The organism is Citrobacter sp. RHBSTW-00671, assembly GCF_014103415.1.
Lineage (GTDB): Bacteria > Pseudomonadota > Gammaproteobacteria > Enterobacterales > Enterobacteriaceae > Citrobacter.
Genome location: NZ_JABXPR010000001.1, coordinates 3,684,359 through 3,697,080, shown reverse-complemented (window position 1 = coordinate 3,697,080; position 12,722 = coordinate 3,684,359). Strand labels below are relative to the sequence as shown.

The following is a 12,722-nucleotide window of genomic DNA, read 5'->3' as shown; positions in this document are numbered from 1 at the left end:
GATGATCATAATGTACGTGACAGATAGGTGATGATCCAAGGGGAAAATGGCGGCACTTTAGGCTATGACATTGAGGTATACATTAATGGCACATTTAATCCATGATTGACCCTGTTTCAGTTTCGTTTATAGTAATACGCGGTTTGCCTTGGCAGACTCCGCGGCCAGCCTTGAATATCTTCATCTGGTTTATCTGATCCCTGAAGGTGTACACACCGACCATCAAGGAGTAATAAAAACGACCATGCGTATGACGCCACCCTGAGTTTTCCCCTTCTCTGTCGTTCTGAGTAACCCTCAGCACGCACTCTTTAACATCCCGTCTGCGGATGTGCTTTATCGTATCTAAATTTTTTTGCCCTTTACGGGCTGACTGTATTCTAAAACTGAGAAAATACTATGTTGCTGTCCTCGACGCGTAAGGACTGGCTGGGTAACGTCCGTGGTGACGTACTGGCCGGTATTGTTGTCGCGCTTGCGCTTATTCCTGAAGCGATCGCCTTTTCCATCATCGCCGGCGTTGACCCGCAAGTCGGGCTCTACTCTGCGTTTTGTATCCCGCTGATAATCGCTATCTGCGGTGGGCGTCCAGGAATGATTTCTTCGTCAACCGGCGCGATGGCACTGCTGATGGTGACGCTGGTGAAAGACCACGGCCTACAGTATCTATTGGCCGCTACTGTGCTTACTGGTGTGATTCAGCTTATTGCTGGTTATTTAAAGCTTGGCAGTCTGATGCGTTATGTTTCGCGCTCGGTGGTTACCGGTTTTGTCAATGCCTTGGCGATCCTGATTTTCATGGCGCAGTTGCCGGAGTTGACCAACGTCACCTGGCACGTTTACGCCATGACGGCGGCCGGTCTAGGCATTATTTATCTGTTCCCGTACCTCAATAAAACCATCCCCTCGCCGCTGGTCTGTATCGTCGTGCTGACCGGGATCTCCATGTGGCTGCATCTGGACGTACGCACCGTCGGCGACATGGGCAAGTTGCCGGACAGTCTGCCGGTCTTCCTGTTACCCGATGTGCCGCTTAATTTCGATACCCTATCAATCATTCTGCCTTATTCCGCCGGCCTTGCTGTGGTGGGGCTGCTTGAGTCGATGATGACCGCGACCATTGTGGATGACATGACCGATACGCCGAGCGATAAAAACCGGGAGTGTAAGGCTCAAGGGGTTGCCAACATTGGCGCTGCATTTATTGGCGGTATGGCCGGATGCGCGATGATCGGCCAGTCGGTGATCAACGTGAAATCCGGGGGGCGTGGGCGTCTCTCCGCACTCTCCGCAGGCGTCGTCCTGCTTTGTATGGTGGTCTTCCTGCGTGACTGGGTTTCGCAGATCCCAATGGCGGCCCTGGTAGCGGTGATGATCATGGTTTCTATTGGCACCTTCTCCTGGCGCTCTATTACCAACTTGCGCAGCCACCCACTGTCAACCAGCGTCGTCATGCTGGCTACCGTAGTCGTGGTGGTAGCAACGCATAATCTGGCGTATGGCGTATTGACTGGTGTGCTGATCGCCTCACTGAACTTTGCCAGCAAAGTGTCCCGTTTTATGGCGGTGTCATCCGAACTCAAAGCGTCAACGCGGACATACGCCGTAACCGGCCAGGTGTTTTTCGCCTCTGCCGATCGGTTTATGAGCCACTTCGATTTCCGTGAAGCGGTGGAGCATGTGATCATTGACGTCTCGCACGCCCACTTCTGGGATATTACGTCGGTCAGCGCACTCGACAGAGTGGTCATTAAGTTCCGCCGTGAAGGTACGGATGTAGAAATCCGTGGCATGAATCAGGCTACCCGCACCATTATTGACCGCTTTGGGGTGCATGACAAACCCGAAGAAGTGGAAAAATTAATGGGCGGCCATTAACAGTCAGGAGAACAGATAATGAATAATACCGTTATTGCCTGCGTTGACGGTTCGCCGTCGACCCGAGCGGTTTGTGAATACGCGGCATGGGCCGCTGCTCTGCTGGATTCACCTCTGTCGCTGCTGCACGTACTGGAGAAAGATGCGCATCCTGCCGTGTCAGATTTGACCGGAAGCATCGGCATTGATAGCCAGGCTCATCTCACCGAAGAGCTGGTGAAAGTTGAAGGAGAGCGTAGTCGGTTATTAATGGCGCAGGGCAAAGCCATACTGGCTGGCTGTGCGGAGTTGCTGAATGATGCCGGTCATGCTGATGTTCAATTACTGCAAAAACATGGCGCGTTGGATGAAATCCTGGCTGATTTAGGGGATGTTCGCCTGATGGTGCTGGGCCGCCGTGGAACGCAGAACCCGGTTGGCAGCCACCTAGAAAGAATTATTCGGCTGCAGAAAAAACCGGTACTTATCGTGCCGGAGGCTTATTCTACACCGACCAAAGTTATGTTCGCCTATGATGGCAGCGATGAGAGTCGCAAAAACCTGACGCGCCTGACACTTAGCCCGCTACTCAATGGTCTGGTTTGCCACATCGTGATGGTTAAGGGGGATACACGAACCTTGCAGGAAGCACAGAATGTGCTGCAAGAGGCTGGCATTACGACCGAAAGCCACATACTGGAAGGTACATCCGTTGCTGATGCGCTCTGCCGTTACGCTAATGAAAACGGCATTAACCTGATTGTGATGGGTGCCTATGGCCATTCGCCATTGCGGCGATTCTTTATCGGCAGCAACACCACCGCCATGTTGGAAAAAACACAAATTCCACTCTTAATGCTGAGGTGATTTTTGTCCCCGGAAATAACTCCGGGGACAAATAAATACGTTCAATTTACTGGAGTGAACATGAAACATGAAATTGCGGTGAGTGTAATAATCCCCGTTTACAACGCAGAAAAAACCATCAAATCCTTGATCGAAGATATCTTGATAGAAGACAGGATCAACATTGAAGTTATTATCGTTAACGATGGCTCCTCAGACAACACGTCAACGATAATTAACTCCATAAAGGATGGCAGGGTTCAAGTGATTGAACAAAATAATAAAGGTGTATACGCGGCCAGAAATAATGGATTAGACAAGCATAAAGGCCAGTGGGTCATGTTTCTGGATGCCGATGACGATGTGTCTGAAGGATTCATTTATAACAGGTATATCCAGGCTTCCAGCCATAATGCTGATGTGCTTTTGTCCAATGCCTGGAAGCTTTGGCATGAAGGCGATAATAAAAAACCCGTGCATACTAACCAGCCTTATGATGAGGTTTTATCCGGCAATGCGTGGATGAGTCACGCAGTAAAAGTCAGGGAATGGCCACATTACCTTTGGTTACAGATAGTTAGATCTGACTATATCAGGAATAACAATCTGTCATTTCATGATGGCCGGAGTCATAAAGATATTTTATGGACGATGGAATTGGCGTTGGCAAATGGGCGTTTCTACATATCAAAAGATATGGACTACACCTACAAGTACAATAATGAATCCATCACAAATCGCGGTGATTATTTCGACGTCCGAGCAGAATGCTATATTGATGTAATATCTAAAACCATCGGTCACGCAAAGTCGATAAAAAATAATGATTTGAGCGTATCGCTGTTTAGGCATGCCCTGTATGAGGCTAGACACTTTCTAGGTTTATATAGAAAAAAGGTGAGGGACAAAGAAAAAATCAGGCGGTTATTTGTTAGAGAAATAGCATATAAAGATTTAATAAAAGGTGTATATAGCCTTAGTGATATTTTCTTTTTACTGAAAGTTTTCGTAAAAACAAAAAAATTCACTGGTGCTAGCCCGAAATTAAAATGGATAATTATATTGCTATTGGCTTAACATGGGGAATACTTATCTCGCTGCGAATGCCGTAGTTAATCCAGCGATACGTGACTGACGGTGAGTAATTGGTAGCACTATACCTTTCATTTTACCCTCCCATTACTGGGGATCCCTCAGTAATAGGTGGTCTTTCGTCTCCGCTTCCTTGGTATATGCAAACTTGATACGGGGTACGATGAGCTATCAACATACTCGTGAGGTAGTATTGGTGATTTTTTAGCTATCACCATAGACCCATGAAGTAATCTGTACGAAAAATAGGCTTAGCGTAGGATATTTAATGAGATGGTCACTCCCTCCTTCCCAGTACTATGCTGAGGACAGGCTTTCATTCGGAGAACCATCATGGAAAACATTGCGCTTATTGGTATCGATCTGGGTAAGAACTCTTTCCATATTCATTGTCAGGATCATCGTGGGAAGGCCGTTTACCGTAAAAAATTCACCCGACCAAAGCTAATCGAATTTCTGGCGACATGCCCGGCAACAACCATCGCGATGGAAGCCTGTGGCGGTTCTCACTTTATGGCACGCAAGCTGGCAGAGTTAGGGCATTTTCCAAAGCTGATATCACCGCAATTTGTCCGCCCATTCGTTAAAAGCAACAAAAATGACTTCGTTGATGCTGAAGCTATCTGTGAAGCAGCATCACGTCCATCTATGCGTTTCGTGCAGCCCAGAACCGAATCTCAGCAGGCAATGCGAGCTCTGCATCGTGTCCGTGAATCCCTGGTTCAGGATAAGGTGAAAACAACTAATCAGATGCATGCTTTTCTGCTGGAATTTGGTATCAGCGTTCCGCGAGGTGCTGCCGTTATTAGTCGACTGAGTACCCTTCTTGAGGACAGTAGTTTGCCTCTTTATCTCAGCCAGTTACTGCTGAAATTACAACAGCATTATCACTATCTTGTTGAGCAGATTAAAGATCTGGAATCTCAGTTGAAACGAAAGTTGGACGAAGATGAGGTTGGACAGCGCTTGCTGAGTATTCCCTGCGTTGGAACGCTGACTGCCAGTACTATTTCAACTGAGATTGGCGACGGGAAGCAGTACGCCAGCAGCCGTGACTTTGCGGCGGCAACAGGGCTGGTACCCCGACAGTACAGCACGGGAGGTCGGACGACATTGTTAGGGATTAGCAAGCGGGGCAACAAAAAGATCCGAACTTTGTTGGTTCAGTGTGCCAGGGTATTCATACAAAAACTGGAACACCAGTCTGGCAAGTTGGCCGACTGGGTCAGGGAGTTGTTGTGTCGGAAAAGCAACTTTGTCGTCACCTGTGCTCTGGCAAACAAGCTGGCCAGAATAGCCTGGGCACTGACGGCGCGACAGCAAACTTACGAAGCATAAAGGCAGAAATACACCAGTTTAAACAATCATTCATCTGGTTTTGCGAATACTGATATTGATGATACTAACGGCCCACCGGCCTGTTGAGGAACCTGTAAAACGGAAAGGCTCATTGAAGCCGTATATTTTCTGGAGGTTCATCAGGCGCGGAACTCATCGAGGCGCGGGAATAAAATCCCATTCAGACGCCGGATAGATTCAAGCAAGCCAACTTGTCGTCAAAATCGGTGTTGCAAAAACGGGAGTGACCATAGATTCCGTTTTCCAAGCGGACCCCTAGTAAGTCGCGCCCACTTCGAAGTAGTTCACCAGATCTACGTCACCGATACCTTCGATATCCTTACCTTTAGATTTGGTATAGGCGATGGACGGACGCAGACCGAAGTCGAACTGGTACTGAGCAACTAACAGTACGTCTTCAGTTTTGTTCGCATAACCGTTAGAGATACGGGTTGCGTTACGGGTTTCGCTGTAGTTCGCTGCCAGGTAGATGTTGTTAGCATCGTATTTCACGCCGGTAGCCCACTGCTCAGCTTTGTCGCCATGGCCGCGCAGAAGCGGGTTTTGCTGGGCATCGGTACGGTCAGCCGCGCCGTATGCACCGACGATACCGAAGCCTTCGAATTCGTAGCTTACAGAACCGCCAACGCCGTCACCGTTAGAGCGACGAACGTCATCACGCTCGTTTTTACCCAGGTACTGAACAGCGAAGTTCAGGCCTTCAACCAGACCGAAGAAGTTGGAGTTACGGTAAGTCGCGAGGCCACCGTTACGCTGAGAGAAGAACTGGTCGGAAGCCGCAGTATCGCCACCGAATTCTGGCAGCATATCGGTGTAACCCAGTGCATCGTATACGACGCCGTAGTTACGACCGTAATCGAAGGAACCTGCGTCACCGAATTTCAGACCGGCAAACGCCAGACGGGTTTTGTTCCCTTTCTGAGAGTCGTCACCGCCTTCGGAGTTATTGCCGCTGAACTGGTATTCCCACTGGCCGTAACCGGTCAGTTGGTCGTTAATCTGAGTTTCCCCTTTGAAACCAAGACGGGCGTAAGTCTGATCGCCATTAGGTGCGTAAGCGTTGTCACCGTTGTGCTTGGAAAAATAGTGCAGACCTACAGCTTTACCGTAGATGTCTACTTTATTGCCATCTTTGTTATAAACTTCTGCAGCGTTAGCTGCCCCGGCTACCAGCAGAGCAGGGATAACCACTGCCAGAATATTGCGCTTCATCATTATTTATTACCCTCATCGGTTTTTATATGACACCTGCCACTGCCGCCAATAAATTCCGTCAATAAAAATTTACGGAACTATTGATGAGAGTTTGGTGTCTTTATGTGTCTGCAGGCATCTTTCCATTCAAACTACCGTTTCGCTACTCTCAAAGTGCTACAAATATAAAGATTTGGTTTCAAAAAGAAAAAATGTGTAACAAAGTGTTATTTTTATGCAACTTTGTGAACGACTTCAAATTTCAGCTGTCCCTGCGATTGAATTTTGCTCAACATTATCTATTTATATGATTTTCTTATACTTAATTTTGCTAACGACGTTTTTATCTAACCCTGCTTAAAATAACCATTTTTACAAATGCTTATTTTGGACGTCCAGAATGCCGTGCGAATGGGTAATAAATGCTCTATTTGATCATGAAGTGCTAATCCACAATAAAAATAGTGATTATTTTTTGTTCTAAAATGTTGCAGTGAAACATCACGTAACAGGAAGGGGGAATTTGCGGGTTGAGTTTAGTGCGGGATGCGAGTCCATCTAAGGCGAAAAAAGGAGCAATGCGCTGAACGTAAAAAGGCCAGCAGTGCTGGCCTTTAAGATTAAAACGACAACGTTAGAAGCTGGCGTTACGCGGTGTACGCGGGAACGGAATAACGTCGCGGACGTTCTGTACGCCGGTGACATAAGCAATCAGGCGCTCAAAGCCCAAACCGAAACCGGAATGCGGAACGGTACCGTAGCGACGCAGATCGCGATACCACCAGTAATCTTCTTTGTTCAGACCCATCTCCAGCATACGGGCATCCAGCACGTCCAGACGCTCTTCACGCTGAGAGCCACCGATGATTTCACCGATTCCTGGTGCCAGCACGTCCATTGCCGCAACGGTTTTACCGTCGTCGTTAAGGCGCATATAAAACGCCTTAATATCTTTCGGATAGTTTTTAACCACCACCGGCGCTTTAAAGTGTTCTTCGGCAAGATAGCGTTCATGCTCAGAAGACAGATCGACACCCCAGTAAACCGGGTTTTCGAACTGTTTGCCGCATTTTTCCAGAATGCTTACCGCATCGGTGTAATCCACCTGCGCGAAGTCAGCGTCAATGAAACGTTCCAGGCGTGAAACCGCGTCTTTGTCGACACGTTCGGCGAAGAACTTCATATCATCCGCACGTTCTTCCAGTACGGCTTTGAATGCATATTTCAGCATCGCTTCAGCCAGGCCTGCAACATCGTTCAGATCGGCAAAAGCGACTTCCGGCTCAAGCATCCAAAACTCTGCCAGGTGACGGCTGGTGTTGGAGTTTTCCGCACGGAAAGTCGGTCCAAATGTATAGATTTTGGACAGTGCGCAGGCATAGGTTTCACCGTTCAGCTGACCGGAAACCGTCAGGAAGGCTTCTTTACCAAAGAAGTCTTTATCGAAATCGACTTTACCCTGATCGTTGCGTGGCAGGTTTTCCAGATCCAGCGTTGACACGCGGAACATTTCACCGGCACCTTCGGTATCGGAAGCGGTGATCAGCGGGGTGGAAACCCAAAAGAAACCCTGCTCATGGAAGAAGCGATGCAGCGCTTGCGCCAGCGTATGGCGTACTCGCGCAACCGCGCCAATCATATTGGTACGCGGACGCATGTGTGCGACTTCACGCAGGTACTCAATACTGTGACGCTTCGCAGCCATGGGATAGGTATCAGGATCTTCAACCCAGCCGGTAACTTCAACTTCCGTTGCCTGAATTTCAAAGCTCTGTCCTTGTCCTGGTGACGCAACGACTTTACCCGTTACGATAACCGAACAACCCGTCGTCAGGCGTAATACGTCCTGATTGTAATTGGGCAGAGAATTATTGATGACGGCCTGTACAGGATCAAAGCAGGAACCGTCATAAACGGCGAGGAAGGAGATGCCAGCTTTTGAATCTCGGCGGGTACGCACCCATCCGCGCACGGTGACTTCGCTGTCAACGGCTACGCGGCCCTGGAGTACGTCGGCTACAGGCACAACGCTCATAATATTCTCTCTGTTAATAGTCGGATATATAAACACATGTCCACCCGTAATGGGGGGATACCTATGTTACCTGGCATCTGCAATCAGACAAGCAGAATTCGTAGCTGGAGTGAAAGATTTCGGAAATAAACGTGAAAAGGGAGCCAAAGTGGCTCCCTGGGAAGGCTAGCTGGCTTTTTTAATATGCGGAAGATCGAAGGCTTTACGCAGCGCACGAACAAATGCTTTATCGTGGCAAATGGTTTTACCTGGACTATCTGACAACTTGGCTACCGGCTTACCGTTACATTCGACCAGCTTGATAACGATATTCAGCGGCTTAACTTGTGGGATATTACACGTCAGGCGTGTCCCGATACCAAAGCTCAGCTGTACGCGAGAAGAGAAGTGGCGATAGAGTTCAATCGCTTTATTCAGATCGAGGTTATCTGAGAACACCAGCGTTTTGCTTTGCGGGTCAATGCCCAGTTTTTCATAATGGGCGATGGCTTTCTCACCCCATTCAACCGGATCGCCAGAGTCGTGGCGCAAGCCCTGATAGCGGGTTGCAAACTCAACGCCAAAGTCGCGCAAAAACGCGTCCATGGTGATGCAATCGGTCAGAGCGATGCCGAGCTGGTCGGGATATTCGTTCAGCCAGGCGGCCAGGGCAACGCGCTGACTGGTCGCAAGCTCAGGACTAATTTGCTGGTGTGCCTGGAACCATTCATGCGCCTGGGTTCCCATTGGCGTTAATGACAGGCGACGGGCCAGATCGTAGTTGCTGGTGCCAACAAACCACGGTTCCTGCTGCAGACGCTGAACAATAGCTTGCTGCACTTCGCGTGAAAAACGACGACGCGTGCCGAAATCCATCAGATGGAAGCGGGACATATCGACATCTTTCGTTAATGTAGTGAATTCTGCTAACTTGTTTTCCAGCTCAGCCAGTGCCTGCGGCACGCCAGATTCTGGTGAACGGTAACGGTGCACCAGTTCGCTAATTACCGCCAGCAGCGGGACTTCCCACATGATGACTTCACGCCATGGACCGGTTAAGCGGATATTCAGCTTACCGTTGTCATTGGTGACGCGAACCTGTTCCGGGTTGTAGCGGAAATCACGTAACCAGGTGAGGTAATCAGCTTTAAAGAAAGGCAGGCCGGAGAGCCACTGGTACTCGTCCTCCTGAAGTCGCAGGTGCTGCATAGCGTTAACCTGCTCACGAATAGTGTCGGCATAAATACCGAGCAGGTCATCGCCACGGCAACGAAATTCAGCCGCTACTTGTACATCATAGTAGTGGTGAAAAACGGCTTGCTGCATATGCAACTTATAAGCGTCTGTATCCAGCAGCGAGTGCAGAACAGGAGAAGCGAATTGTGTCATAGGTGCGCAGTAGCATCCTCTCGCGGGAGCGTTTAGTACAATAAACAACTAAGAAAACCGCTGGAGTATACCCTGTTTAGCGATTTATTGAACCCCGATCACACCATAAGCTGACTTTCTGGTCGAGTGCATTTCGTGCCGCGTGTTATTAAAATGTAGCAAAAAGGGTGTTTGTGCCTGAAAAGATGAACATTCTGCGTAGCGCGATTTACGCAACAGGAATAGACTGAAGCCGAGACTCTACAAAAGATGCTAAAGGTTTTTTATGACACAACAGCCACAAGCCAAATACCGTCACGACTATCGTGCACCGGATTACCAGATTACTGATATTGACTTGACCTTTGACCTGGATGCTGAAAAAACCGTGGTCACCGCAGTGAGCCAGGCTGTCCGTCATGGTGCGTCTGATGCTCCCCTTCGCCTGAATGGTGAAGATCTGACCCTGGTGTCAATCCACGTGAACGATGAACCGTGGACAGAGTATAAAGAAGAAGAGGGTGCTCTGGTCATCAGCCACCTGCCGGAACGTTTTACGCTGCGTATCGTTAATGAAATCAGCCCAGCGGCTAACACCGCACTGGAAGGGCTGTATCAGTCCGGCGATGCGCTCTGTACGCAGTGCGAAGCGGAAGGGTTTCGCCATATTACCTGGTATCTCGACAGGCCGGACGTGCTGGCGCGTTTTACCACCAAAATTATTGCCGACAAAACCCGGTATCCGTTCCTGCTTTCCAACGGTAACCGTGTTGCGCAGGGCGAACTGGAAAACGGTCGCCACTGGGTGCAGTGGCAGGATCCATTCCCGAAACCGTGCTATCTGTTCGCACTGGTCGCCGGTGATTTCGACGTGCTGAGCGATACCTTTACGACCCGCTCCGGGCGTGAAGTTGCGCTGGAATTATATGTAGACCGCGGCAACCTGGACCGTGCGCCGTGGGCGATGACTTCGCTGAAAAATTCCATGAAGTGGGATGAAGAGCGTTTTGGCCTGGAGTATGACCTCGATATCTACATGATTGTCGCGGTGGACTTCTTTAATATGGGCGCGATGGAGAATAAAGGTCTGAATATCTTTAACTCCAAATACGTGCTGGCGCGTACTGATACCGCCACCGACAAAGATTACCTCGATATTGAGCGCGTGATCGGCCACGAATACTTCCACAACTGGACCGGCAACCGCGTGACCTGCCGTGACTGGTTTCAGTTAAGCCTGAAAGAAGGGTTAACCGTATTCCGCGACCAGGAGTTTAGCTCCGATCTCGGTTCTCGCGCCGTTAACCGTATTAGTAACGTACGTACCATGCGCGGCCTGCAGTTTGCCGAAGACGCCAGCCCGATGGCGCATCCTATCCGCCCGGATAGTGTCATTGAGATGAACAACTTCTATACGCTGACCGTGTACGAAAAGGGCGCAGAAGTGATTCGGATGATCCACACCTTGCTGGGCGAGGCGAATTTCCAGAAGGGAATGCAGCTCTATTTTGAACGTCACGACGGCAGCGCGGCGACCTGTGATGATTTCGTGCAGGCGATGGAAGATGCGTCTAACGTCGATCTCTCGCATTTCCGCCGCTGGTACAGCCAGTCCGGTACGCCGATTTTGACCGTGCGAGATGACTACAATCCAGCGACGGAACAGTACACGCTGACTATCAGCCAGCGTACGCCAGCCACGCCGGATCAGGCTGAAAAGCAGCCCTTGCATATTCCTTTTGCCCTTGAGTTGTATGACAACGAAGGCAAAGTGATCCCGCTACAAAAAGGCGGTCACCCGGTGAATTCCGTACTCAACGTGACCCAGGCAGAGCAGACGTTTGTTTTCGATAACGTTTATTTCCAGCCGGTTCCGGCACTGCTGTGTGAGTTCTCTGCGCCGGTGAAACTGGAATATAAATGGAGCGATCAGCAGCTGACCTTCCTGATGCGTCATGCCCGCAATGATTTCTCTCGTTGGGATGCGGCTCAGAGCCTGTTGGCGACCTATATTAAGCTGAATGTTGCCCGACATCAGCAGGGGCAGCCGCTGTCACTGCCGGTACACGTTGCTGACGCCTTCCGGGCGATTCTGCTCGATGAGAAAATCGATCCGGCACTGGCGGCAGAGATCCTGACGCTGCCTTCCGTCAACGAGATTGCTGAGCTGTTTGAGATTATCGATCCAGTGGCGATCGCCGAGGTACGTGAAGCGTTAACCCGCACGCTGGCGGCTGAACTGGCAGATGAATTCCTGGCGATTTATAACGCCAATCATCTCGATGAGTATCGCGTTGAGCATGCTGATATTGGCAAACGTACGCTGCGCAATGCCTGCCTGCGCTTCCTGGCTTTTGGGGAATCCCAACTGGCAGATGTCCTGGTGAGCAAGCAGTACCGTGAAGCGAACAATATGACCGATGCGCTGGCAGCGCTGTCTGCGGCGGTCGCCGCACAGTTGCCGTGTCGTGACGCGCTGATGCAGGAATACGACGACAAATGGCATCATGACGGTCTGGTGATGGATAAATGGTTTATCCTGCAATCTACCAGCCCGGCAGATAACGTATTGGAGACGGTACGCGGCCTGTTGAAGCATCGCTCCTTCAGTATGAGCAACCCGAACCGCATTCGTTCGCTGATTGGTGCCTTTGCGGGTAGCAACCCGGCGGCATTCCATGCGGAAGATGGTAGTGGCTATCAGTTCCTGGTCGACATGTTGACCGAACTGAACAGCCGAAATCCTCAGGTGGCATCTCGTTTGATTGAGCCGCTGATTCGCCTGAAACGCTATGATGCAAAACGTCAGGCGAAGATGCGGGCAGCGCTGGAACAGCTGAAAGGTCTGGAAAATCTCTCCGGCGATCTGTTCGAGAAAATTACCAAAGCGTTAGCCTGAGACGTTGACCTGTAGTGTTGTAGGCCGGATAAGGCGGTAACGCCGTCATCCGGCAAAATGCCCGGTGGCGCTCATGCTTACCGGGCCTACAAC

At 49.9% G+C, this 12,722-nt stretch carries 7 protein-coding genes and 1 pseudogene; 5 read left to right on the top strand and 3 right to left on the bottom strand.

What is annotated here, in order from left to right:
• Nucleotides 1-399: 399 nt before the first annotated feature.
• The 4 genes from HV261_RS17760 (at nucleotide 400) to HV261_RS17745 (ending at nucleotide 5,133) form a co-directional block, all read left to right on the top strand.
• Nucleotides 400-1,878, top strand: a complete 1,479-nt coding sequence (locus HV261_RS17760; protein ID WP_008786570.1) for a SulP family inorganic anion transporter — start codon at nucleotides 400-402, stop codon at nucleotides 1,876-1,878.
• 18 nt (nucleotides 1,879-1,896) lie between these two features.
• A complete protein-coding gene (locus HV261_RS17755) occupies nucleotides 1,897-2,724 on the top strand; it encodes a universal stress protein (RefSeq protein ID WP_004207021.1) in 828 nt (275 codons plus the stop codon).
• A gap of 60 nt (nucleotides 2,725-2,784) precedes the next feature.
• Nucleotides 2,785-3,780 (top strand): glycosyltransferase, encoded by a 996-nt coding sequence (locus HV261_RS17750; RefSeq protein ID WP_009652583.1) that lies wholly within the window; start codon nucleotides 2,785-2,787, stop codon nucleotides 3,778-3,780.
• Nucleotides 3,781-4,128: 348 nt separating this feature from the next.
• Nucleotides 4,129-5,133 (top strand): IS110-like element IS5075 family transposase, encoded by a 1,005-nt coding sequence (locus tag HV261_RS17745; RefSeq protein ID WP_000427614.1) that lies wholly within the window; start codon nucleotides 4,129-4,131, stop codon nucleotides 5,131-5,133.
• A gap of 279 nt (nucleotides 5,134-5,412) precedes the next feature.
• Here the strand turns inward: HV261_RS17745 and ompF are convergent.
• From ompF to pncB, 3 genes and pseudogenes are all read right to left on the bottom strand, one after another.
• A pseudogene (gene ompF, locus HV261_RS17740) lies at nucleotides 5,413-6,369 on the bottom strand (porin OmpF); the annotation flags it as partial.
• A 613-nt stretch (nucleotides 6,370-6,982) separates the two neighbouring features.
• A complete protein-coding gene (asnS, locus tag HV261_RS17735) occupies nucleotides 6,983-8,383 on the bottom strand; it encodes an asparagine--tRNA ligase (RefSeq protein WP_202039013.1) in 1,401 nt (466 codons plus the stop codon).
• A 165-nt stretch (nucleotides 8,384-8,548) separates the two neighbouring features.
• The gene (gene pncB, locus HV261_RS17730; protein WP_137382835.1) at nucleotides 8,549-9,751 is read right to left on the bottom strand and encodes a nicotinate phosphoribosyltransferase; all 1,203 of its coding nucleotides are present in this window, start codon (nucleotides 9,749-9,751) and stop codon (nucleotides 8,549-8,551) included.
• A 265-nt stretch (nucleotides 9,752-10,016) separates the two neighbouring features.
• Between pncB and pepN the strand changes: the two genes are divergently transcribed.
• A complete protein-coding gene (pepN, locus tag HV261_RS17725; RefSeq protein ID WP_202039012.1) occupies nucleotides 10,017-12,629 on the top strand; it encodes an aminopeptidase N in 2,613 nt (870 codons plus the stop codon).
• Nucleotides 12,630-12,722 lie beyond the last annotated feature (93 nt).

What these genes read in the sequence shown, in the direction of transcription:
- pepN (WP_202039012.1), top strand. Translation starts at nt 10,017, where the DNA reads ATGACACAACAGCCACAAGCCAAATACCGTCACGACTATCGTGCACCG.
- asnS (WP_202039013.1), bottom strand. Translation starts at nt 8,383, where the DNA reads ATGAGCGTTGTGCCTGTAGCCGACGTACTCCAGGGCCGCGTAGCCGTT.
- HV261_RS17760 (WP_008786570.1), top strand. Translation starts at nt 400, where the DNA reads ATGTTGCTGTCCTCGACGCGTAAGGACTGGCTGGGTAACGTCCGTGGT.
- pncB (WP_137382835.1), bottom strand. Translation starts at nt 9,751, where the DNA reads ATGACACAATTCGCTTCTCCTGTTCTGCACTCGCTGCTGGATACAGAC.
- HV261_RS17750 (WP_009652583.1), top strand. Translation starts at nt 2,785, where the DNA reads ATGAAACATGAAATTGCGGTGAGTGTAATAATCCCCGTTTACAACGCA.
- HV261_RS17745 (WP_000427614.1), top strand. Translation starts at nt 4,129, where the DNA reads ATGGAAAACATTGCGCTTATTGGTATCGATCTGGGTAAGAACTCTTTC.
- HV261_RS17755 (WP_004207021.1), top strand. Translation starts at nt 1,897, where the DNA reads ATGAATAATACCGTTATTGCCTGCGTTGACGGTTCGCCGTCGACCCGA.